At 72.1% G+C, this 22,256-nt stretch carries 17 protein-coding genes; 15 read left to right on the top strand and 2 right to left on the bottom strand.

Annotated features, from left to right (window positions below):
* Window positions 1-6: 6 nt before the first annotated feature.
* The 7 genes from ACH54P_RS17450 (at window position 7) to ACH54P_RS17420 (ending at window position 6,190) form a co-directional block, all read left to right on the top strand.
* On the top strand, window positions 7-1,566 hold the full coding sequence (locus ACH54P_RS17450; protein WP_489913988.1) for an anthranilate synthase component I: 1,560 nt from the start codon (window positions 7-9) through the stop codon (window positions 1,564-1,566).
* Between the two features lie 40 nt (window positions 1,567-1,606).
* Window positions 1,607-2,134: a Trp biosynthesis-associated membrane protein gene (locus ACH54P_RS17445; protein WP_489916480.1), complete on the top strand. Its 528-nt coding sequence runs from the start codon at window positions 1,607-1,609 to the stop codon at window positions 2,132-2,134.
* Between the two features lie 124 nt (window positions 2,135-2,258).
* Window positions 2,259-3,068: an indole-3-glycerol phosphate synthase TrpC gene (gene trpC, locus ACH54P_RS17440; protein WP_489913986.1), complete on the top strand. Its 810-nt coding sequence runs from the start codon at window positions 2,259-2,261 to the stop codon at window positions 3,066-3,068.
* Window positions 3,065-4,276, top strand: a complete 1,212-nt coding sequence (gene trpB, locus ACH54P_RS17435; RefSeq protein WP_489913984.1) for a tryptophan synthase subunit beta — start codon at window positions 3,065-3,067, stop codon at window positions 4,274-4,276. The genes trpC and trpB overlap by 4 nt, the downstream gene beginning before the upstream one ends.
* Entirely contained in the window at window positions 4,273-5,064 is a 792-nt protein-coding gene (gene trpA, locus ACH54P_RS17430; RefSeq protein ID WP_489913982.1) for a tryptophan synthase subunit alpha, read from the top strand. The genes trpB and trpA overlap by 4 nt, the downstream gene beginning before the upstream one ends.
* A 33-nt stretch (window positions 5,065-5,097) precedes the next feature.
* Window positions 5,098-5,481 (top strand): MerR family transcriptional regulator, encoded by a 384-nt coding sequence (locus ACH54P_RS17425; protein ID WP_489913980.1) that lies wholly within the window; start codon window positions 5,098-5,100, stop codon window positions 5,479-5,481.
* Window positions 5,482-5,530: 49 nt separating this feature from the next.
* Window positions 5,531-6,190: a peptidoglycan recognition protein family protein gene (locus ACH54P_RS17420; RefSeq protein WP_489913978.1), complete on the top strand. Its 660-nt coding sequence runs from the start codon at window positions 5,531-5,533 to the stop codon at window positions 6,188-6,190.
* On the opposite strand, the gene ACH54P_RS17415 is transcribed toward ACH54P_RS17420, so the two are convergent.
* Window positions 6,182-7,540 (bottom strand): glutamine synthetase family protein, encoded by a 1,359-nt coding sequence (locus ACH54P_RS17415; protein WP_489913976.1) that lies wholly within the window; start codon window positions 7,538-7,540, stop codon window positions 6,182-6,184. The two genes, ACH54P_RS17420 and ACH54P_RS17415, sit on opposite strands and share 9 nt — an antisense overlap.
* Window positions 7,541-7,593: 53 nt before the next feature.
* Between ACH54P_RS17415 and ACH54P_RS17410 the strand changes: the two genes are divergently transcribed.
* From ACH54P_RS17410 to lgt, 4 genes are read left to right on the top strand one after another with little or no spacing between them, the layout of a single operon-like run.
* Window positions 7,594-9,027 (top strand): APC family permease, encoded by a 1,434-nt coding sequence (locus ACH54P_RS17410; protein WP_489913974.1) that lies wholly within the window; start codon window positions 7,594-7,596, stop codon window positions 9,025-9,027.
* Window positions 9,024-10,160, top strand: a complete 1,137-nt coding sequence (locus ACH54P_RS17405) for an amidohydrolase family protein (protein WP_489913972.1) — start codon at window positions 9,024-9,026, stop codon at window positions 10,158-10,160. Before ACH54P_RS17410 ends, ACH54P_RS17405 begins: the two co-directional genes overlap by 4 nt.
* Window positions 10,157-11,329 (top strand): M20 metallopeptidase family protein, encoded by a 1,173-nt coding sequence (locus tag ACH54P_RS17400; RefSeq protein ID WP_489913970.1) that lies wholly within the window; start codon window positions 10,157-10,159, stop codon window positions 11,327-11,329. The genes ACH54P_RS17405 and ACH54P_RS17400 overlap by 4 nt, the downstream gene beginning before the upstream one ends.
* Window positions 11,330-11,347: 18 nt before the next feature.
* Complete coding sequence (lgt, locus tag ACH54P_RS17395; protein WP_489913968.1) at window positions 11,348-12,427, top strand: prolipoprotein diacylglyceryl transferase; 1,080 nt, start codon at window positions 11,348-11,350, stop codon at window positions 12,425-12,427.
* 115 nt (window positions 12,428-12,542) lie between these two features.
* On the opposite strand, the gene ACH54P_RS17390 is transcribed toward lgt, so the two are convergent.
* Window positions 12,543-13,331, bottom strand: coding sequence for an SDR family oxidoreductase (locus tag ACH54P_RS17390; RefSeq protein WP_489913966.1), 789 nt, complete (start codon window positions 13,329-13,331; stop codon window positions 12,543-12,545).
* Window positions 13,332-13,643: 312 nt separating this feature from the next.
* Between ACH54P_RS17390 and gltB the strand changes: the two genes are divergently transcribed.
* The 4 genes from gltB to ACH54P_RS17370 all read left to right on the top strand — a co-directional run bounded on the left by gltB (window position 13,644) and on the right by ACH54P_RS17370 (window position 22,249).
* The gene (gltB, locus tag ACH54P_RS17385; RefSeq protein WP_489913964.1) at window positions 13,644-18,197 is read left to right on the top strand and encodes a glutamate synthase large subunit; all 4,554 of its coding nucleotides are present in this window, start codon (window positions 13,644-13,646) and stop codon (window positions 18,195-18,197) included.
* Window positions 18,190-19,698, top strand: a complete 1,509-nt coding sequence (locus ACH54P_RS17380; RefSeq protein ID WP_489913962.1) for a glutamate synthase subunit beta — start codon at window positions 18,190-18,192, stop codon at window positions 19,696-19,698. Before gltB ends, ACH54P_RS17380 begins: the two co-directional genes overlap by 8 nt.
* Before the next feature lie 187 nt (window positions 19,699-19,885).
* Window positions 19,886-20,773: a trypsin-like serine peptidase gene (locus ACH54P_RS17375; RefSeq protein WP_489913960.1), complete on the top strand. Its 888-nt coding sequence runs from the start codon at window positions 19,886-19,888 to the stop codon at window positions 20,771-20,773.
* A gap of 81 nt (window positions 20,774-20,854) precedes the next feature.
* The gene (locus tag ACH54P_RS17370) at window positions 20,855-22,249 is read left to right on the top strand and encodes an alpha/beta hydrolase (protein ID WP_489913958.1); all 1,395 of its coding nucleotides are present in this window, start codon (window positions 20,855-20,857) and stop codon (window positions 22,247-22,249) included.
* The last annotated feature ends 7 nt before the right edge of the window (window positions 22,250-22,256 follow it).

The following is a 22,256-nucleotide window of genomic DNA, read 5'->3' as shown; positions in this document are numbered from 1 at the left end:
AGCCCCATGGTCAGCGCATCCGCCGGTTCGGCCGGCCCCGGCTCGGTCAGCCCGTCCCGCGAGGACTTCCGCGCCCTCGCCGAGAGCCGTCGCGTCATCCCGGTCGTGCGGCGGGTCCTCGCCGACGGCGAGACGCCGATCGGGGTGTACCGCAAGCTCGCCGCCGACCGGCCCGGCACGTTCCTGTTCGAGTCCGCGGAGAACGGCGCCTCCTGGACGCGCTGGTCGTTCATCGGCGTCCGCAGCCCGGCCGCGCTCACCGTCCGCGACGGGGAAGCGGTCTGGACCGGCACGCCGCCGGTCGGCCTGCCGTCCGAGGGCAACCCGCTGACGGTGCTGCGCGAGACCATCGAGGCCCTGCACACCGAGCCGCTGCCCGGGCTGCCGCCGCTCACCGGCGGCATGGTCGGCTACATCGGCTACGACGCCGTGCGCTGGCTCGAAACGCTGCCGGAGCTGGCCGAACGCGACCTCGACATCCCCGAGCTGACCATGCTCCTGGCCACCGACCTGGCGGCGTTCGACCACCACGAGGGCACGGTCACGCTCATCGCGAACGCCGTCAACTGGGACGACTCGCCCGAGCGCGTGGACGCGGCCTACGACGACGCCGTCGCCCGGCTGAGCGCCATGACCGAGCAGCTGCAGGTGGCCGCGCCCGCCACGGTCGCCGCGTTCGACCGGCCCGCGCCGGAGTTCACCCGGAAGCGCTCGAAGGAGGACTTCCACGCCGCGGTCGAGAAGGCCGTCGAGGCGATCAAGGCCGGCGAAGCGTTCCAGATCGTGCCGTCGCAACGGTTCGAGATCCCCACCGCGGCCGACGCGATCGACATCTACCGCGTGCTCCGGACGTCCAACCCGAGCCCGTACATGTACCTGCTGCGGCTCGAGGGCTTCGACATCGTCGGCTCCAGCCCCGAATCCCTGGTCACCGTGCGGGACGGCCGCGCGACCACGCACCCGATCGCGGGCACCCGCTGGCGCGGCGCCGACCCGGAGGAGGACGCGCAGCTGGCCAAGGACCTCCTGGCCGACGAGAAGGAGCGCGCCGAGCACCTCATGCTCGTCGACCTCGGCCGCAACGACCTCGGCAAGGTCTGCAAGCCGGGCACCGTCCGCGTCGTCGACTTCTTCCAGATCGAGCGCTACAGCCACGTCATGCACATCGTGTCCACCGTCACCGGTGAGCTGGCCGACGACAAGACGGCGTTCGACGCGGTCACGGCGTGCTTCCCGGCCGGGACGCTGTCCGGCGCGCCCAAGGTCCGCGCGATGGAGCTGATCGAGGAGCTGGAGCCGGTCCGCCGCGCCCTGTACGGCGGGGTCGTCGGGTACCTCGACTTCGCCGGCGACGCCGACACGGCCATCGCGATCCGCACCGCGCTGGTGAAGGACGGCATCGCGCACGTCCAGGCCGGGGGCGGGGTGGTCGCCGACTCGGTGCCGGACTACGAGGACACCGAATCGCTGAACAAGGCCCGGACCGTGCTCTCGGCGGTGGCCGCCGCGCAGACGATGGTCGCGGCGGGCGCCCTCGACCCGGCCGCGGACCGCGCCCATGTCTGAGGTTCCCGAGGCACCACGGCCGTCGCGGCGTCCACTGTGGATGATCGTGACCGCGCTCCTGCTGGCCGCGCTGGCCCTGTGGGGAGCATCACGGCTCACGTGGTTCGCCGAGTTCCGCGACGGCGGCGTGCGCGGCACCGTGCTGTACCGCGAAACCGGCGAACAGCGGGTGACGGCGCTCGTGCCGCTGGCCCTGCTCGCCCTGGCCGGCGTGGCCGGCCTGGTGGCCACGGGCGGCTGGGCGCGGCGCGTGCTCGGCGTCGTGCTGGCGCTGGCCGGTGTCGCCGCCGTCTGGAGCGGGATCGCCGGGGTCCGGTTCTCCGGGTTCGCGGACGGCCTGCCCGTCACCGAGATGCTGCTCGGCCGCGGCTTGGCCGTGCTGGGCGGAATTCTCGTCGCCGCCGCCGGGTTGGCTGCCGTCAAGGGTGCGGGGAACTCCGCGCGCCTCGGCGCCAAGTACGCGGCCCCGGCCACCCGGAAAAAGGTGCGTGACCCGGACGCCGAGCTGTGGGAGGCGCTGTCCGAAGGGGAGGACCCCACGGACGTCCGGGGCAGGCATTCGGACTAACGCGCACACCCGGAACCGGGCGTCTCGGATGCGGGGGTTAGCATCGTTTCGGCGGGAAGGGGAAGGTTTTTGTGAGCGACCTTGCGAGTGAATCCGTGAGCACGTGCCCGGGCGGGGGCGCCCGGTGAGCGTGCTCGAAGACATCGTCGCCGGCGTGCGGGAGGACCTCGCCACGCGGGAGTCCGCGCTGCCGTTCGACGAGCTGAAGATCCGTGCGGCCGCCGCCCCGGCGCCCCGTGACGTGATGGCCGCCCTGCGCGAGTCCGGCATCGGCGTCATCGCCGAGGTGAAGCGGCGCAGCCCCTCCAAGGGCGACCTGGCCGACATCCCCGACCCGGCCGCGCTGGCGAAGGACTACGAAGACGGCGGCGCGCGGGTGATCAGCGTGCTGACCGAACAGCGCCGCTTCGGCGGTTCGCTGGCCGACCTCGACGCCGTGCGCGCCGCCGTGGACATCCCGATCCTGCGCAAGGACTTCATCGTCAGCCCCTACCAGGTGCACGAGGCCCGCCTGCACGGCGCCGACATGGTGCTGCTGATCGTCGCCGCGCTGGAGCAGAACGCGCTCGTCTCGCTGCTCGACCGCGTCGAGTCGCTCGGGATGACCGCGCTGGTGGAGATCCACAACGCCGAGGAGGCCGACCGGGCCCTCGAGGCGGGCGCCAAGGTCATCGGCGTCAACGCGCGCAACCTGCACACCCTCGAGGTGGACCGCGACGTCTTCTCGCGGCTGGCCCCCGGCCTGCCGATGGACGTCTACAAGGTCGCCGAGAGCGGCGTCCGCGGGCCGGGCGACCTGATGTCCTACGCCGGGCACGGCGCCGACGCGGTGCTGGTCGGCGAAGGCCTGGTCGCCTCCGGCGACCCGAAGGGCGCCCTGGTCAAGCTGGTCACCGCCGGTTCCCACCCCGCCTGCCCGAGGCCGTCGCGGTGACGGAGGAGCACGGCAAGCACGATCCGGACGAGCGCGGCTACTACGGCCCGTACGGCGGGCGGTTCATGCCGGAGGCGCTGATCGGCGTCGTCGACGAGGTCGCCACCGAGTACGACAAGGCCCGGCACGACCCGGAGTTCCTGAACGAGTTCAACCGCCTGCTGAAGGACTACGCGGGCCGCCCGTCGCTGCTCACCGAGGCCAAGCGCTTCGGCGAGCACGCCGGCGGCGCCCGGGTCTTCCTCAAGCGCGAGGACCTGAACCACACCGGTTCGCACAAGATCAACAACGTCCTGGGCCAGGCGCTGCTCACCAAGCGGATGGGCAAGAAGCGCGTCATCGCCGAGACCGGCGCGGGCCAGCACGGCGTGGCCACGGCCACCGCGTGCGCGCTGCTCGACCTCGACTGCGTCGTCTACATGGGCGAGGTCGACACCGAGCGCCAGGCGCTGAACGTGGCCCGCATGCGGCTGCTCGGCGCCGAGGTGATCCCGGTCAAGACCGGTTCGCGGACGCTGAAGGACGCGATCAACGAGGCGCTGCGCGACTGGGTCACCAACTCCGACACCACGCACTACCTGTTCGGCACCGCGGCCGGCCCGGCCCCGTTCCCGGCGATGGTGCGCAACTTCCACCACGTCATCGGCACCGAGGCCCGCGAGCAGATCCTGGAGCAGGCCGGCCGCCTCCCCGACGTCGTCGCCGCGTGCGTCGGCGGCGGGTCGAACGCGATCGGCATCTTCTCGGGCTTCTACGACGACCCGTCCGTGCGGCTGGTCGGCCTGGAGCCGGGCGGCGAGGGCATCGAGGGCCACCGCCACGGGGCGACCCTGACCAAGGGCTCTCCGGGCAACCTGCACGGCGCGATGACGTACCTGCTGCAGGACGAGGACGGCCAGACGGTCGAGTCGCACTCGATCTCGGCCGGGCTGGACTACCCGGGCGTCGGGCCGGAGCACGCGTGGCTGAAGGACACCGGCCGCGCCGAGTACCGCCCGATCACCGACGCCCAGGCGATGGACGCGTTCAAGCTGCTCTCGCGCACCGAGGGCATCATCCCGGCGATCGAGTCGGCGCACGCGCTGGCCGGCGCGCTCGACCTGGGCCGCGAGCTGGGGCCGGACGGGCTGATCGTCGTGAACCTCTCGGGCCGCGGCGACAAGGACATGGACACGGCGGCGAAGTGGTTCGGGCTGGTGAACGGATGAGCGGGCTGGACGACCTCTTCGCGGCGACTCGCGCCGAAGGGCGCGGCGCCCTGATCGGCTACCTCCCGGCCGGCTTCCCGACCGTGGCGGGGTCGAAGGACCTCATCGCCGCCTGCGTCGACGGCGGCGCGGACCTGATCGAGGTCGGCGTCCCGTACTCCGACCCGGTGATGGACGGCCCGACCATCCAGGCCGCTTCGGTGACCGCGCTGGACAACGGCTTCCGCCTCAAGCACCTGTTCGAGGTGGTCGAGTCGGTGTCGGCGCGCGGCGGCCGCGCGGTCGTGATGACGTACTGGAACCCGGTGAACCGCTACGGCGTGGACCGCTTCGCGCGTGACCTCGCCTCGGCGGGCGGGCTCGGCATGATCACGCCGGACCTGATCCCGGACGAGGCCGAGACGTGGATGACCGCGTCCACCGAGCACGGTCTGGACCGGATCTTCCTGGTGGCGCCTTCGTCGTCGGAGGAGCGGATCGCCATGACCGTGTCGGCCGCTTCGGGGTTCGTCTACGCGACCGCGGTGATGGGCGTGACGGGCGCGCGCGAGCAGGTCGGCGCCGGTGCCGAGGAACTGGTCCGCCGCACGCGGGCCCACACGTCCCTGCCGATCGGCGTGGGCCTCGGGGTCCGCTCGGGCGAGCAGGCGGCCCAGGTGAGCTCGTTCGCGGACGCGGTGATCGTGGGCTCGGCCCTGGTCACGGCGGCGGCCGAAGGCCCGTCGGGCGTTCGCGCGTTGTCCGCCGAACTGGCCGAGGGCGTGCGCCGGGCGGTCGCCACCGCTTGACCTGGAGTGCACTCCGGGTGTCACGCTGGGTCGGTGACCTCCTACACCCCGGCCCAGGTGACCGAAAAGACCGGCTTCACGATCGACACCCTGCGGTACTACGAGCGCATCGGCCTGCTCCACCAGGTCGGCCGCACCGCCGGCGGCCGCCGGGTGTTCACCGACCAGGACGTCGAGTTCCTCCAGCTGCTGCGCTGCCTCCGCTACACGGGCCTGCCGGTGGCGGAGATGCTGCGGTTCGTGGAGCTCCTGCGTTCCGGCGAGGCGACGCGCGAAGAACGGGTCGAGGTGCTGCGCGAGCACGAGCAGCGCGTGGAGGCGCAGATCGAGCGGCTGCGCGAGCACCAGGAGCACATCCGGTTCAAGATCCGGCTCTACAGCGGCGCGGGGGAGCTGGCCTCGGCCTCGGCGGGCTGAACCGCCGTTTGTACGAAAGCTGTACGGCCCCCCGGCACGCTTCGCGCCCATGGACTTCGATCTAGGGAACCTCCCGAGGCGGACCTTCCTGCGCGGCGCCGCGGGCCTGGCCGTCGCGGGAGCGGGCGGCCTCCTGCTGCCCCGGGCCGCGCAGGCGGCCACCGAGCCGCGGATCTACAGCTGCGCCGAGTGGGGTGCCCGGCCGCCCGCCGACGCGCTCACCACCCTCGACCACCCGGCCGACCGCATCCTGATCCACCACATCGCCAGTGCCAACAGCACGGACTACTCCCTGGCCCACGCCTTCCAGGTCGCCCGCGACGACCAGCACGACCACATGGACAACAACGGCTGGTCGGACACCGGGCAGCACTTCACCGTCAGCCGCGGCGGATACCGGATGGAAGGCCGGCACGGCAGCCTCGACGCGCTGCGCGGCCGCACCACCATGATCCAGGGCGCGCACTGTCCCGGCCAGAACACCAACGCCATCGGCATCGAAAACGAAGGCACCTACACCAGCGTCGAACCGCCCGGGACGCAGTGGGCCTCGCTCGTGGTGTTCTGCGCCCACATCTGCCGCCAGTACGGCATCCCGGTCGAGGAGATCAAGGGCCACCGCGACTACTACAACACCGAATGCCCCGGCGACCGGTTCTACGCGAAGCTCCCGCAACTCCGGAGCGAGGTCGCGAAAGCCCTAGTGTAGGTAGCGCACCAGCGCGCACAGCTCCGCCGGCGGCAGCGAGCCGAGCCGGTCGATCTCCCCGCGTCGCACGTCCATCAGCGTCGTGGCCAGCTCGGGACCGAACGCCTGCGGCAGGACGTCGTCGGCTTCGAACGCCGCCACCGCGTCGGCCAGCCGGGTCGGCAGGCGTTCCGCCGACGGCAGCGTGCCCGGGTCGACGTCCACCGGCTCCGGCAGCGTCGCCCCCGCGTCCACCCCGGCCAGGCCCGCGAACAGCAGCGCGGCCACCACGAGGTACGGATTCGCCGTCAGGTCGAAGCACTTGACCTCGAAGTTCGCCGCGCGCTCGCGCTGCCCGGCCGGGCCCTGCACCAGCCGCAGCGGCGCCTCGCGGTTTTCCAGGCCCCACGCGGAGAACACCCCGGCCCAGTGGTGCGGTTCGAGCCGCAGGTAGCTGACGACCGAGGGCGCGCCGATCGCCAGCAGCGCGGGCAGCCGCGAGAGGATCCCGGCGCCGAACGCCTCCGCCGTCGGCGTCAGCCCGAACCGGCCGTCGCCGCCGGAACACAGGTTCCGGTCGCCGTCCCACAGGCTCAGGTGGACGTGGCCGCCGTTGCCGACGCCGTCCGGCGCGAACTTCGGCGTGAACGACGCGCGCAGCCCGTGCCGTTCGCTGACCGTCCGGATCGTTTCGCGCGTCAGCACCGCGAGGTCGGCCGCGCGCACCGGGTCGTCCGCCGCCACCGACAGCTCGAACTGCCCGGCCGCGTACTCGGGGTGGATCTGTTCCACCGCAACGCCTTGCGCGGACAGCGTGGACACCAGCGCGCGCAGGTAACCGGCCTGGGAGGACAGCCGCGCGTAGCCGTAGGCCGGGCCCGCTGTCGCCGAGCGCGGGTCGTCCGGCGCGTCGGCCGCCGTGATCACCCACTCGATCTCGAACGCCGTCCGGGCGTTGTAACCCAGCGACGCCAGGCGCGCCGCCGCGGCGGCGGCCAGCGCCCGCGCGTCCTGCGGGTGCGGCTCGCCTTCCTGGTCGTACTTCAGGACCGGCGCCCACGCCCAGCCCGGCTGCGCGGCCAGCGGCACGAGCGCGTCGAGGTCCGGGTGCAGCCGCAGGTCGCCGACCGGGCCGCGCGAGTACTCGCCGCCGACGATCTCGTCGGTGGCCAGGAAGAAGTCGAACGAGTTCGACGCGCCGACCCCCCACGCCGCGGCCGACCACAGCCGGTCCACCGGGACGGCCTTCACCCGGGCGATGCCGCTGTTGTCCACGAAGGTCAGCGCGACGAGCTCGACCCCGGCCGCGCGCAGGCCGTCGGCCCGGATCGCGCCCTGCTGTGCGAGTTCTGCCCGATCGAGCTGGCTCATCCTGCCCCCGTCGATGTTCACTGAGTCGGTTACCTGAGAAAGAGGTGGAGATCGTGTCAGACACCGTCGAAACCCGTCCAGGGCTGCGGCGCTCCCTCTCCGTCTGGCAGGCCGTCGGCCTGTCCGTGGCGTTGATGGCCCCCAGCATGGCCGCCAACATCAACCCCCAGCAGACCGCGGCCGCCGCCGGCCGGGCCGTCCCGCTCGCCTTCCTGCTCTCGGCGGTCGGTGTCCTGCTGGTCGCCTACGGCTTCGTCAAGCTCTGCCGGCACTACCAGCACGCCGGTTCGGTGTACGCCTTCGTCGGCGCCACGCTCGGCCCGCGCGCCGGTGTCGTCTCGGGCATCGGTCTCCTCGGCACGTACACGTTCTACGCGGTCGTCACGAGTTCGGCCGCGGGCACCCTGGGCACCGCCTTCCTCACCCAGGTCGGCATCTGGCCGGACCCGCCGTCCTGGGGCCCGTTCGTGCTGACCGCCGTCGCGCTGGCCGGCGCCTGGCTGCTCTCCGTGGTGCCCGCCCGGCGCGGCACGAGCACGCTGCTCGCCGTCGAAGGCGCGACGATCGCGGTGATCCTGCTGGTCACCGTGGTGATCCTGGTCCGCCTGCTCGCCGGGAACGCCCCCGGTGACGCGCGGTTCACCATGGCCGTGTTCGTCCCGGAAACGGGGTTGTCCGGGGTGTTCCTCGGCGCGGTGTTCGGTTTCCTGTCCTTCGCCGGCTTCGAGGCGGCCGCCACGCTGGGCGAGGAAACCCACGACCCGAAGCGCAACATCCCGCGGGCGATCCTCGGCACGGCGATCTTCGGCGGGCTCTACTTCGTCGTGGTCACGGCGGTCGAGATGATGGCGTTCGGCGCGGACGCGACGGCGTTCCACGACTCGCCGTCCCTGCTCGGCGACCTCGGCAGCCGGTACGCGGGCGCGTGGGTCGGCGACGTGATCAGCATCGGCGCCGCGATCAGCGCGTTCGGCTGCTGCCTCGCCTGCGTCGTCGGCGGTTCCCGGCTGCTGTTCGCCCTCGGCCGTGACGCCGTCGGCGGCCGCGGCGTCGGCCGGACGTCCGCGCAGGGCACCCCGGTGGCGGCGGTGAGCGCGGTGACGGCTGCGGCGGCCCTGATCATCGTGGTGTGCGCGGTGTTCTTCGGCGCGACCGCCGCGGACACGTTCGCCTGGTCGGGCTCGATCGGCACGCTGGTCCTGCTGGTGATCTACCTGCTGACCACGATCGGCGCGATCCTGCTGCTGTTCGTGAAGCGCCGGATGCGCGTGCCGCTGTGGCACCTCGTGTTCCCGATCGGCGCGCTCGCCGTGCTGGGGTACACGGTGTACGTCAACGTGGTGCCGTACCCGACGGCGGGTCCGGCGCGCTGGTTCCCGGTGGTCGCGGGCGGTGTGCTGGTGCTGGCGGTGATCTTGGTGCTGGCCGCGCCCGCCTACGCCCGTAGGGTGGGGGAGAGGCTGACCAGCGTGGACGGAGGCGCATGACCGATCTGCTCCCGTTCGTCGCGGACCTGCCGCTGGTGGACCACCACTGCCACGGCGTCGTCACCCGGGACGTGGGCCGCGCGGAGTTCGAGGCGATGCTGACCGAGGCCGACGCGGCCTCGCCGCTCGGGACGAGCCTGTTCGACTCGCTGATCGGGCTGGCCGTGCGCGAACGCTGCGCGCCCGTGCTCGACCTGCCGGAGCACGCGGAACCCGACGCCTACCTCGAACGCCGCGCCGAGCTGGGCGCGGCCGAGGTGGCCCGGCGGTTCCTGCGGGCCACCGGCACGACGGACTTCCTGCTGGACGGCGGGTTCCTGCCCGGCTCGCTGACCACGACGCCGGAGTTCGCCGGGCTCGCGGGCACCCGCGCGCACGACGTCGTCCGGCTGGAACAGGTCGCCGAGACCGTCGTCCGCGGGACCACGGCCGCGGGCTTCGCCGCCGCGTTCGCCGACGAGCTGGGGAAACGCGCCGCGACCGCCGTCGGGCTCAAGTCGATCGCGGCCTACCGGGTCGGCCTCGAACTGGCGGGGGAGCGGCCGTCGCCGCCGGAGGTCGAAGCCGCCGCGGGACGCTGGCTCGCCCGGATCGAAGGCGGCGGCGAAGTCCGGCTCGCCGACGAGGTCCTGCACCGGCACCTCGTGTTCACCGGCCTCGACCTGGGCCTGCCGGTGCAGTTCCACGTCGGCTACGGCGACTCCGACGTCGACCTGCACCGCTGCGACCCGCTGCTGCTCACCGGGCTGCTGCGGGCGACCCGCGACCGCGGCGTGCCCATCCTGCTGCTGCACAACTACCCGTTCCACCGCAACGCCGCGTATCTGGCGCAGGTCTTCGAGCACGTGTTCGTCGACGCCGGGCTCATCACGCACAACGCGGGATTCCGGGCGCCGGCCGTGCTGGCCGAGCTCCTGGAGCTCGCGCCGTTCGGGAAGGTGCTCTTCTCGACCGACGCCTTCGGCCTGGCCGAGCTGTACCACCTGGGCACGGCCCTGTTCCGGCAAGGCCTGTCGGACTTCGTGCGCGCCGCGCTGGCCGCCGGCGCCGTGTCCGAAGTGGACGCCGTCCGGCTGTGTGCTTTGGTGGGGCACGAGAACGCGAAGAGGATCTACCGCTTGGAGCACGTGTGAGTGACCTGTGGGCCCGGTGGACGCGGGCGATCGCCGACGAACTGCCCGCCGCCGTCGAACTCCGGCACGCCGTGCACGCCGACCCGCGCGGCTCCGGCGACGAAGAGGACACCGCCCGCCTGGTCGCCGGCGCGCTCGGCGCGGGCGACGGCGTCCGGGTCGCGAAGACCGGCCGCGCGATCCGGTTGCCCGGCGCGGCCGACGGCCCGGCCATCGCGCTGCGGGCGGAGCTCGACGCCCTCCCGGTGCTGGAGGGCACCGGCGTGCCGTGGGCGTCGGAGACCGACCTGATGCACGCGTGCGGGCACGACGTCCACCTCGCCGCGCTGGTCGCGGTCGGCCGCGCGGCGGTGCGCGTCGGCGTGCCGCGGCCGATCCTGGCGCTGCTCCAGCCGCGCGAGGAGACCTCACCGCCCGGCGCGCTCGACGTGGTCGACTCCGGGGTGCTGACCGAGTCCGGCGTGGACACCGTGATCGGCGCACACGTCCAGCCGCGGATCGCGCACGGCATGGTGTCGGCGGTGCCCGGGCCGGTGAACGCGTCCACCGACGAGTTCGAGGTGACCCTGCACGGCCAGGGCGGCCACGCCGGCTACCCGCACCTGCTGCGCGACCCGATCCTGGCGCTGTCCCAGCTGGTCGTCAGCCTGCAGCAGCTCGCCTCGCGCCGGATCGACCCGGTGTTCGGCGCGGTCTGCTCGATCGGCCGGATCCAGGCCGGTGCCGCGGCGAACGTCGTTCCGAACAGCGCGACCGCGTTCGGCTCGCTGCGCGTGATGCGCGAGAAGGACCGCGAAAGCGCGCTCGAGAACCTCACGGAGATCGTGCACGGCACCGCGCGGGCGCACGGCTGCACCGCCGAGCTGAAGATCAACCCGTGTGAGCCGGTGCTGAACAACGACCCGGAGCTGGCGGTGGGGGCGCAGCGCTGGCTGCGGCACGCCGGCTTCGTGGTGGACGATCAGTTCCGGTCGTTCGGCGCCGACGACTTCGCCCACTACTGCGGCGGCGCGACCCGCGGGCTGATGTTGTTCGTCGGCCTCGGCGACACCGCCGGCGTGCCCAGCCTGCACGACGAACGGTTCCTCCCGCGGGACGAGGCCGTCGTCCAGGTCGCCCACGCGCTGGTGGCGGGCTACCTGGCCGCCTTGGAGCCGACGGCGCACTAGCGCTACGGTGGCCGCGTGATGAGCGCCTACCTCGCGACGATCCCCAGCCCCGACCAGGGGGTCTGGCACCTGGGGCCGATCCCGCTCCGTGCGTACGCCCTGTGCATCATCGCCGGCATCATCGTGGCGATCTGGTGGGGTGAACGGCGCTGGATCGCCCGTGGCGGCACCAAGGGCACGGTGATCGACGTCGCGGTCTTCGCGGTGCCGTTCGGCCTGGTCGGCGGCCGGTTGTACCACGTGCTCACCGACCCCGAGCTGTACTTCACCGAGGGCAAGAACCCCTGGAACGCGTTCGCGATCTGGGACGGCGGGCTCGGCATCTGGGGCGCGATCGCCCTCGGCGCCGTGGGCGCGCTCATCGCGTGCCGCCGCCGGGGCATCCCGCTGCCGGCGATGGCCGACGCGATCGCCCCGGGCATCGTCGTGGCGCAGGCCATCGGGCGGATCGGCAACTACTTCAACCAGGAGCTCTACGGCGCGCACACCGACCTGCCGTGGGGGCTGGAGATCTACCAGCGGTTCAACCCGGAGGACCCGGACAACCTGCTGAACGGCGTCGCGACCGGCCACATCCCGCTGCCGGACAGCCCGGTTCACCCGACGTTCCTGTACGAGCTGCTGTGGAACCTGCTGGTCGCCGCGCTGGTCGTGTGGGCGGACCGGCGCTTCAAGCTCGGCCACGGGCGGGCGTTCGCGCTGTACGTCGCGGGGTACACGGTGGGCCGCGGGTGGATCGAGATGATGCGGACGGACACCGCCAACCACATCCTCGGCCTGCGGGTGAACGTGTGGACTTCGATCCTGCTGTTCGCCGGGGCGGTGGTGTACTTCGTGGTCGCCGGGAAGCGAGGGCCGCGGGAGGCGCCGGAGACGCTGCGGAGCAAGGACGCGCCTGGTCCGGACGAGGTTCCGGTGGAGGCTTCGGAGGCTTCGGCCACCGCTCCGGCTTCGGAGGCTTCGGACGAGCCCGAGCCCGCCAAGGTTGCCGACGAGCCGGAGCACGCGAAGGTGGCGGCCGATGCGCCGGCTTCCGCGGACAAGCCGGCTTCCCCGGAGGCGCCGGCCGAGGAGCCGAAGAAGACCGACGGGAGCTGATCGCTCGCGTTCCGACGGCCGCCCCCAGGATGCCTGGTGGCGGCCTTCGTCGTGTGCGGGCTTGGGGCGCCGCCCCCGGTTTCCCACGCTACCGGGGGGCACCGACAGTTCCGGGTCACGAAAGGTCGGGCAGGCCCAGTTCCAGGTTGGGGGCCTGCAGGCCGCCGTCGACCTCGAGGATCTTGCCCGTGATGTAGCCGCCCGCGCGGGAGGCCAGGAACACCACCGTGGCCGCGATGTCCTCCGCCTCGCCGATGCGGTGCAGCGGTGTCGCGGACTCCATCTTCTCGCGGAGTTCCGGGTTGCCGACCACGATCTCCAGGGCCGACGTCGCCACCGAGCCCACCGAGATCGCGTTCACCCGCACCCGGGGCGCCAGGTCCGCCGCCGCCAGGCGGGTGTAGTGCGCCAGTGCCGCCTTCGCCGTTCCGTACGCCGCGAAGCCGCGGCCCGAAACCCGGCCCATCACCGACGAGATGTTGACGACCGAGCCGCCCGTCTCCACCAGCGAGGGGGCCGCCGCCACCGTCAGCGCGTGCGCCGTCGCGACGTTGAAGCGGAACGCCTCCTCCAGGAACTCGGGCGTCGTCTCCAGCAGCGGGCGCGGGTACGTGCCGCCGACGTTGTTGACCACCAGGTCGAGCCGGCCGAACTCCGACACCGCCGTCGAGGCCAGCGCGGCCGCGGCTTCGGGGGAGGAGAGGTCGACCGGGACGGCGACCGCCCGGCGTCCCGCGGCGGACACCCGCGCGGCGACCTCTTCGAGCTGGGATCCGGTGCGGGAGGCGATGACCACGTCGGCGCCCGCTTCGGCGAGGGCGACGGCGGTGGCGGCGCCGATCCCCCGTCCGGCGCCGGTGACCACCGCGACCTGGTCGGTGAGCTTGAACCGATCGAGGATCATGCGGCGAAATGTAACACGTTCTAGTGATCGGGGACACAGGTCCGGCGGGCCGCGTCGGCCGCGTCACGTTAGACTTGACGGGAGTTTCCGGGCCGTATACTTAGCAGAACGAACTACCGGGAACCCATCAGGAACTATGTCGTTCCGCGCAGCCAGATCGTTACCGTCCGACGCCGTTCGGGGCGCTCTGAACGGATGCTGGCGTGTTTCCCAGGTGTTAAAGTCGCGCTAACAAGCGGGCCATCGTCGTCCCGTGCGCTCCCCGGCCGGTAGCCCGGCCCCGCACGACAAGACGACGAAGGAGGTCCCTTCATGATCTTCTCCGCCATTCCCGGCAAGCAGGGTCTCTACGACCCGGAGACCGAACAGGACTCCTGTGGTGTGGCCATGGTGGCCGACATCCGCGGGCGCCGCTCCCACGGCATCGTCACCGACGGCCTGGCCGCGTTGACCAACCTCGACCACCGCGGCGCCGCCGGCGCCGAACCGACCAGCGGCGACGGCGCCGGCATCCTGCTGCAGCTGCCCGACGCGCTGCTGCGCGCGGAAGCCGGTTTCGCGCTGCCCGAACCCGACGAGCACGGCCACCACCGCTACGCCGCGGGCGTCGCGTTCCTCCCCGAAGACGCCGAGCAGCGCCGCAAGGCCGTCGGGCTCGCCGAACGCATCGCCGTCGAAGAGGGCCTCGAGGTCCTCGGCTGGCGCGAGGTCCCGGTGGACGCCGACCGCGCCGACATCGGCCCGACCGCCCGCTCGGTCATGCCGCACTTCGCCATGCTCTTCGTGACGGCGGAAGGGAAGTCCGGCCTCGAACTCGACCGGCTCGCCTTCTGCCTGCGCAAGCGCGTCGAGCACGAGAGCGCGAATGCCGGCTGTGGCACGTACTTCCCGTCGCTGTCCTCGCGGACGATCGTCTACAAGGGCATGGTGACGCCGGAGCAGCTGCCCGAGTTCTTCGCCGACCTGCGCGACGAGCGGCTGGAAAGCGCCATCGCGCTGGTGCACTCCCGCTTCTCCACCAACACCTTCCCGTCGTGGCCGCTGGCGCACCCGTTCCGGTTCGTGGCCCACAACGGCGAGATCAACACGATCCGCGGCAACCGCAACCGCATGCGGGCCCGCGAGGCGCTGCTGGAGTCCGACCTCATCCCCGGCGACCTGAGCCGGCTGTTCCCGATCTGCTCGCCGGACGCGTCGGACTCCGCGTCCTTCGACGAGGTCCTGGAGCTGCTGCACCTCGGCGGCCGGTCGCTGCCGCACGCGGTGCTGATGATGATCCCGGAGGCGTGGGAGAACCACGCCACCATGAAGCCCGAGCGCCGGGCGTTCTACCAGTTCCACGCCAGCCTGATGGAGCCGTGGGACGGTCCCGCGTGCGTCACCTTCACCGACGGCAGCCTGGTCGGGGCGGTCCTCGACCGCAACGGCCTGCGCCCGGCGCGCTGGTGGCGCACGGCCGACGACCGCGTCGTGCTCGCCAGCGAGGCCGGCGTCCTCGACGTCGCTCCGAAGGACGTCGTCGCCAAGGGACGGCTCAAGCCCGGCAAGATGTTCCTGGTCGACACCGAAGCCGGCCGGATCGTGGACGACGAAGAGGTCAAGTCCGCGCTGGCCAGCGAGCTGCCCTACGACTCCTGGCTGCACGCGGGCCTGCTGAAGATCGCCGAGCTGCCCGACCGCGACCACGTCGTGCAGAGCCACGACTCCGTCCTGCGCCGCCAGCTTTCCTTCGGCTACACCGAAGAAGAGCTGAAGATCCTGCTCGCGCCGATGGCCACCAACGGCGCCGAGCCGATCGGCTCGATGGGCTCGGACACCCCGCCCGCGGTGCTGTCGAAGCGGTCCCGGCTGCTCTACGACTACTTCAAGCAGAACTTCGCCCAGGTGACGAACCCGCCGCTGGACGCGATCCGCGAAGAGCTGGTCACCTGCATGGCGCGGATCATGGGCCCGGAGCGCAACCTCCTGGCCCCCGGCCCGGCGTCCTGCCGTCACCTGAAGCTGCCGTACCCCGTCATCGACAACGACGAGCTCGCCAAGCTCATCCACATCAACGACGACGGTGACCTCCCCGGCTTCGCCTGCAGCGTCCTTTCCGGACTGTACGAAGTGGACGGCGGCGCCGAGGCGCTGGCGTCGGCGATCGAGCGCGTCCGGCGCGAGGCGTCCGAGGCGATCGCGGCCGGTGCGCGCACGCTGGTGCTGTCCGACCGCGACTCCGACCACCGGATGGCGCCGATCCCGTCGCTGCTGCTGGTTTCCGCGGTGCACCACCACCTGGTCCGCACCAAGGAACGCCTCCGCGTCGCGCTGGTTGTCGAATCCGGCGACGCGCGCGAGGTCCACCACATCGCGCTGCTGCTCGGCTACGGCGCCGCCGCGGTCAACCCGTATCTGGCCTTCGAGACCATCGAGGACATGATCGGGCAGGGCGCGGTCACCGGCATCGAAGCCGCCAAGGCGATCCGGAACTACGTGTACGCGCTGGTCAAGGGCGTCCTGAAGATCATGTCCAAGATGGGCATCTCGACGGTCGGCGCCTACACCGCCGCCCAGGTCTTCGAGTCCCTCGGCCTGAGCCAGGACCTGCTCGACGAGTACTTCACCGGGACGTCGTCGAAGCTCGGCGGCGTCGGCCTCGAGGTGCTCGCCGAAGAGGTCGCGACGCGCCACCGCCGCGCGTACCCGGACAACCCGACCGACCGCGTCCACCGTGGACTCGAGACGGGCGGCGAGTACGCCTACCGCCGCGAAGGCGAACTGCACCTGTTCACGCCGGAGACGGTGTTCCTGCTGCAGCACGCGTCCAAGACCGGCCGCGACGAGGTCTACCGCAAGTACACCGAAGAGGTGCACCGCCTCTACCGCGAAGGCGGCACGCTGCGCGGGCTGTTCTCCTTCCGCGACGGCGTCCGCGAGCCGGTGCCGCTCGACGAGGTCGAGCCCGTCGAAGCCATCTTCAAGCGCTTCAACACCGGCGCGATGTCCTACGGCTCGATCTCGGCCGAGGCGCACGAAACGCTGGCCATCGCGATGAACCGGATCGGCGGCCGGTCCAACACCGGCGAGGGCGGCGAGGACCCGGAGCGGCTCTACGACCCCGAACGCCGCAGCGCGATCAAGCAGGTCGCGTCGGGCCGGTTCGGCGTCACCAGCGAGTACCTGGTCAACGCCGACGACATCCAGATCAAGATGGCGCAGGGCGCGAAGCCCGGCGAGGGCGGCCAGCTGCCGCCGAACAAGGTGTACCCGTGGATCGCGCGCACCCGGCACTCGACGCCGGGCGTCGGCCTCATCTCGCCGCCGCCGCACCACGACATCTACTCCATCGAGGACCTGGCCCAGCTGATCCACGACCTCAAGAACGCCAACGAGCACGCCCGCATCCACGTGAAGCTGGTGTCCTCGCTCGGGGTCGGCACGGTCGCGGCGGGCGTGTCCAAGGCGCACGCGGACGTCGTGCTCATCTCGGGCCACGACGGCGGCACCGGCGCGTCCCCGATGAACTCCCTCAAGCACGCCGGCACGCCGTGGGAGATCGGGCTCGCCGAGACCCAGCAGACGTTGCTGCTCAACGGGTTGCGCGACCGGATCACCGTGCAGGTGGACGGCGCCATGAAGACCGGGCGCGACGTGGTGATCGCGGCGCTGCTCGGCGCCGAGGAGTACGGCTTCGCGACGGCCCCCCTCGTCGTCGCGGGCTGCATCATGATGCGCGTCTGCCACCTCGACACCTGCCCGGTCGGCGTCGCCACGCAGAGCCCCGAGCTCCGCAAGCGCTACACCGGCCAGGTCGAGCACGTGGTGAACTTCTTCCGGTTCGTCGCCGAAGAGGTCCGGGAAACCCTGGCGGCGCTGGGCTTCCGGACGCTCGACGAGGCCATCGGGCACGCCGAGCTGCTGAACACCGACGAGGCCGTCGACCACTGGAAGGCGTCCGGGCTGAACCTGGCGCCGATCTTCGAGATGCCTTCCGAGACGCCGTACGGCGGTGCGAAGCGGCGTACGCGGGGCCAGGACCACGGCCTGGAGCACGCGCTCGACCGCACGCTCATCCAGCTCGCCGAGGCGGCCCTGGAGGACGCGCACCCGGTGCGGCTCGAGCTGCCGGTGCGCAACGTGAACCGGACCGTCGGCACGCTGCTCGGCTCGGAGATCACCCGCCGCTACGGCGGGGACGGCCTGCCGGAAGGCACGATCCACGTCACCCTCACCGGCTCGGCGGGTCAGTCGCTCGGCGCGTTCCTGCCGCGCGGCATCACCCTCGACATGGTCGGCGACGCGAACGACTACGTCGGCAAGGGCCTGTCCGGCGGCCGGATCGTCGTCCGCCCCGACCCGGACGCGTCGTTCGCCGCGGAGGCGCAGACGATCGCGGGCAACACGATCGCCTACGGCGCCACCGGCGGCGAGATCTTCCTGCGCGGCCAGGTCGGCGAACGCTTCTGCGTCCGCAACTCCGGCGCCACGGTTGTCGCCGAGGGCGTCGGCGACCACGCGTTCGAGTACATGACCGGCGGCCGCGCCGTGGTGCTCGGCCCGACCGGGCGGAACCTGGCGGCCGGCATGTCCGGCGGCATGGCCTTCGTCCTCGACGTCGACCGCCGGAAGGTCAACCAGGACATGGTGGACCTCCTGGCCCCGACGGCCGACGACCTGACCTGGCTCAAGAAAACCGTGCAACAGCACTACGATCTCACCCGCTCCGCGGTGGCGGCGTCGCTGCTCGGCGACTGGCCGCGCCGCTCCGTGGCGTTCACCAAGGTGATGCCGCGGGACTACCAGCGGGTCCTGGACGCGGCGAAGGCGGCGCGTGCCGCCGGCCGCGACGTCGACGAGGCGATCATGGAGGCCGCTCGTGGCTGACCCGACCGGTTTCCTGAAGTACGACCGCGAAGAGCCCCCGAAGAAGTCCTACGAGGAACGGCGTTCCACGTGGGGCGAGGTGTACGCGGACGTCGACCCGGCCGAGCGCAACGAAAAGGTGCGCAAGCAGGCGTCGCGCTGCATGGACTGCGGCATCCCGTTCTGCCACTCCGGCGGTTCCGGCTGCCCGCTGGGCAACCTCATCCCGGAGTGGAACGACCTCGTCCGCCGCGGCGACTGGGCCGCGGCGAGCGACCGGCTGCACGCCACCAACAACTTCCCCGAGTTCACCGGGAAGCTGTGCCCGGCGCCGTGCGAGGCGGGCTGCGTGCTGTCCATCTCGCCGCTGTCCGGCGGGCCGGTGTCGATCAAGCGCGTCGAGCAGACGATCGCCGACCAGTCGTGGGAAGCGGGCTACGTCCAGCCGCAGGTGTCCGAAGTGTCCAGTGGCCAGCGCGTCGCGGTCGTCGGCTCCGGGCCCGCCGGGCTCGCCGCCGCCCAGCAGCTGACCCGCGCCGGGCACGAGGTCACGGTGTTCGAGCGCGACGACCGCCTCGGCGGCCTGCTGCGCTACGGCATCCCCGAGTTCAAGATGGAGAAGAAGGTCCTCGACCGGCGCCTCGCGCAGCTGCGCAAGGAGGGCACCCGGTTCGTCACCGGCTGCGAGGTCGGCGTCGACCTGTCGGTGGAGGACCTGCGCGCGCAGTACGACGCCGTCGTGCTCGCGGTCGGCGCCCTGCGCGGCCGCGACGACACGACCACGCCGGGCCGCGAGCTGGCCGGCATCCACCTGGCGATGGAGCACCTGGTGCCGGCCAACCGGTACGTCGAAGGCGACGGCCCGTCCGCGGTGGACGCACGCGGCAAGCACGTGGTCATCATCGGCGGCGGCGACACGGGCGCCGACTCCTACGGCACGGCCACCCGCCAGGGCGCGCTGTCGGTGACGCAGCTGGACCAGTACCCGATGCCGCCGACGGTCCGGGACGACGACCGCTCGCCGTGGCCGACGTGGCCGTACATCCTGCGCACGTACCCGGCGCACGAAGAGGCGGGCGAGCGGAAGTTCGCGGTGGCGGTGAAGCGGTTCGTCGGCAACCCGGAAGGCCGCGTCACGGCGGTCGAGCTGCAGCAGGTGCGGGTGCAGAAGGACCCGTCGACCGGGCGCCGCGAGGTCATCCCGGTCAACGACGAGGTCGAGACGCTGCCCGCCGACCTGGTCCTGCTGGCGATCGGCTTCGAGGGTGTCGAGGAGATGCCGCTGCTGTCCGGGCTGGGCCTTTCCCTGACCCGCCGAGGAACGCTGTCGTGCGGCGCGGACTGGCAGACGGAAACCCCGGGCGTGTTCGTCTGCGGCGATGCGCACCGCGGAGCGTCGCTGGTGGTGTGGGCGATCGCGGAGGGCCGTTCGGTGGCCAACGCGGTCGACGCCTTCCTGACGGGGGCTTCGGACCTCCCGGCTCCCGTCCACCCGACGGCGTTGCCGCTCGCCGTGGTCTGACGCGCCAAGGTCCGTGAAGGCCTCCTTACCGGAGTTCGTGAACCGGTAAGGAGGCCTTCACTGCGTTAGGTCGAACGGTGGCCACAGCTGCGGCCGAACAGCGGCTGTGCACTCTGTACACAGGCGACTACTTTCGAGTAGCTGTGTCGCCTTTGCGACGATTCACTTCTGCGGAAGGTGGGGCGTCTTGAAGCACACGAAACTCCGGGCCGCGGTGGTCACCGCCGTCCTCTCCCTCGCGTTCGCCCTGGTCGGGACGCCCGCTCAGGCCGCGCCGAAACCCTTCTGGACGCCCGATGCCATGCGGGCGGCCGTCCCGATGGACAAGCTCGTCAAAGCTCCGGCCGTCACGGCGAAAGACGTGGCCAAAGGGCAGAGCGCCATCATCCAGAGCATTCCGAACGGCGGGGGCGCGTGGACCGGCGGCGGCCAGGTCACCCGCACCGCCGGCCGCGTTTTCTTCCTCTTCAACGGGCAGAAGGCCTCCTGCTCCGGGGATGCCGTCACCAGCACCAACGGCAGTGTCGTCGTCACCGCCGGGCACTGCGTGAAGTACCAGGGCACCTGGCACACCGAGTGGACCTTCGTCCCCGGCTACGACAACGGCAACGCGCCCTACGGCCAGTGGGCGGCGAAGACCACGCTCACCACGCCGCAGTGGGAAGCCAGCGAGGACATGAACTACGACGTCGGCATGGCGGTCGTGAACCCGCTCAACGGCCAGCGGCTCACCGACGTCGTCGGCGCCCAGGGGATCGCCTTCAACCAGCCGAAGAACCAGAGCATGTACACCTTCGGCTACCCGGCCGCGTCGCCCTACGACGGCACGAAGCTGATCTACTGCAGCGGCAGCACGTTCACCGACTTCCTGCTGACCCAGGACCACGGCATGAGGTGCAACATGACCGGCGGTTCCAGCGGCGGCCCGTGGTTCCTGTCGTTCAACGAGGCGACCGGCACCGGCGTGCAGGCGTCGGTGAACAGCTTCGGCTACACCTTCCTGCCGGGCTACATGTTCGGGCCGTACTTCGGCACCGACGCGCAGAACCTGTACAACCGCGCGCAAGCCGCGTGACCACCGTCAGCCCAGGGGCGGAGCCGGAGTTCCGGCCCCTGGGCTGACGTCCGCGCGCTCCGGCCGGGCCAGGCTCGGAGCATGCGAAAAACCCTGATCGCGCTGGTGTTCCTGCCCTTCATCGCCGCGCCACCGGCGGAGGCGGCACCGGGCCTCGAGTGGACCACCCCCTGCCCGGACTACGGCATGAGCCCGTCGCCGACGGCCGGGCTCGAATGCGCCACCCTGCGGGTGCCGCTCGACTACGCGCACCCGGACCGCACCATCGAACTCACGCTCTCCCGCCACGCCGGCACCCCCGGCAAAAGAAGGGGTGTCCTGCTGATGAACCCCGGCGGGCCGGGCAGTCCCGGCCTCGCCATGCCCGCCCAGCTGCTGCAGCGGATGGGCGGCTCCGGCCTGCCGGACGCCTACGACGTCATCGGGTTCGACCCGCGCGGCACCGTCTACAGCACGCCCGTGACGTGCGGCATGACCACGCCGGAGGAACGCGGCGCGGTCCTCGGCCCGTACGCGGACGGCCCGCGTGACGTCGCCGTCACCGCGGCCAAAGCGCGTGCCGTGGCCGGAAAGTGCGCCGCCGCGTCCACAAAGGACCTGCTGCCGCACATGACGACCGCGAACACCGCGCGCGACCTCGACCGGATCCGCGAAGCCCTGGGGGAGAAGAAGATCTCCTACTACGGCGTCTCGTACGGCAGTTACCTCGGCGCCGCGTACGCGTCGATGTTCCCCGGGCGCGGCGACCGGATCGTGCTCGACAGCGTCCTCGGCCCGCGCGGCCTCGACGTCCGCGCGAACCGGGGCTTCGCCGAAGGGTTCGACGACCGGTTCCCGGACTTCGCCGCGTGGGCGGCCGGGCACGACGACGTCTACCACCTCGGCCGGACCCCGGCGGCGGTGACGGCGAAGTTCTTCGAGCTGGCCGCCGTCCGCGGGCCGGAGTTCCGGTCCGACACGTGGGCCGGGCTCTACGCCGACGAGAACTTCCCCGCGCTGGCCCGGGAGTGGGCCGGCACCGCGCGCGCCGCGGCGGGCCCGCTCGCCGGCGACAACCACGCCGCGCTCCAGCTCCAGGTGCTCTGCAACGACGCCGACTGGCCCGAGCAGGTCGGCTACTACCAGCGCGCGGTCGAACGCGAACGGCTCCGGCACCCGATGTTCGGCCCGGCCGCGGCGAACGTGAACCCGTGCGCGTTCTGGCCCGTCGAGCGCGCGGAACCGCCGGTGCGCGTGGGTGGTCCCGGCCCGGCGAACGTCCTGCTGGTGCAGAACCGGCGCGACCCGGCGACCCCGCTGTCGGGAGCCCTCGAGACGCGGGCGGCGTTCGGGGGCCGCGCGCGGATGGTGACCGTCGAAGCCGGCGGGCACGGCGTCTTCACCCGGGAGAACGCCTGCGGCAACGACGTCGTGCTGCGCTACCTGCGTGACGGCGTCTTCCCCGCGGCGGACGGCTCCTGCCCGGCAGGCCGGTGACGGAGCA

The organism is Amycolatopsis sp. N2S4-7, assembly GCF_058119595.1.
The sequence above is the reverse complement of the archived record's forward strand: the minus strand, read 5'-3'. Positions and strand labels throughout refer to the sequence as shown.

Coding starts and splice junctions, on each gene's coding strand:
- ACH54P_RS17450 (WP_489913988.1), top strand. CDS start 7: ATGGTCAGCGCATCCGCCGGTTCGGCCGGCCCCGGCTCGGTCAGCCCG.
- ACH54P_RS17445 (WP_489916480.1), top strand. CDS start 1,607: ATGATCGTGACCGCGCTCCTGCTGGCCGCGCTGGCCCTGTGGGGAGCA.
- trpA (WP_489913982.1), top strand. CDS start 4,273: ATGAGCGGGCTGGACGACCTCTTCGCGGCGACTCGCGCCGAAGGGCGC.
- ACH54P_RS17420 (WP_489913978.1), top strand. CDS start 5,531: ATGGACTTCGATCTAGGGAACCTCCCGAGGCGGACCTTCCTGCGCGGC.
- ACH54P_RS17415 (WP_489913976.1), bottom strand. CDS start 7,540: ATGAGCCAGCTCGATCGGGCAGAACTCGCACAGCAGGGCGCGATCCGG.
- ACH54P_RS17405 (WP_489913972.1), top strand. CDS start 9,024: ATGACCGATCTGCTCCCGTTCGTCGCGGACCTGCCGCTGGTGGACCAC.
- lgt (WP_489913968.1), top strand. CDS start 11,348: ATGAGCGCCTACCTCGCGACGATCCCCAGCCCCGACCAGGGGGTCTGG.
- ACH54P_RS17390 (WP_489913966.1), bottom strand. CDS start 13,331: ATGATCCTCGATCGGTTCAAGCTCACCGACCAGGTCGCGGTGGTCACC.
- gltB (WP_489913964.1), top strand. CDS start 13,644: ATGATCTTCTCCGCCATTCCCGGCAAGCAGGGTCTCTACGACCCGGAG.
- ACH54P_RS17370 (WP_489913958.1), top strand. CDS start 20,855: ATGCGAAAAACCCTGATCGCGCTGGTGTTCCTGCCCTTCATCGCCGCG.